Origin of the sequence: Enorma phocaeensis (genome assembly GCF_016901575.1) — a bacterium.
GTDB classification, from domain to species: Bacteria; Actinomycetota; Coriobacteriia; order Coriobacteriales; family Coriobacteriaceae; genus Limicola; species Limicola phocaeensis_A.
Genome location: NZ_JACJKQ010000103.1, coordinates 1 through 223, shown reverse-complemented (window position 1 = coordinate 223; position 223 = coordinate 1). Strand labels below are relative to the sequence as shown.

The window sequence follows — 223 nt, the reverse complement described above, 5'->3', positions numbered from 1 at the left end:
GATGACGGACGCCCAGGTCGCGGCGGTGAGGGCCCGCGACCTGGACCGCAGGGTCGAGAAGGCGAACTTCCCCTACGTGAAGACGCTCGCCGACTTCGACTTCTCGTTCCAGCCCTCGCTCAGCCGCCCGGTGGTCGAGGAGCTCGCGTCGCTCGGGTTCCTGGAGCGCCGCGAGAACGTCGTGCTCGTCGGCAGCCCGGGCGTCGGCAAGACCCACATGGCC

The 223-nt window shown here is 70.4% G+C and carries 1 protein-coding gene; it reads left to right on the top strand.

Going from position 1 to position 223, the window contains the following annotated elements:
* Positions 1-223, top strand: a 223-nt coding sequence (locus H6A15_RS10310) for an ATP-binding protein (protein WP_239462517.1), incomplete at both ends; no start/stop codon positions are given.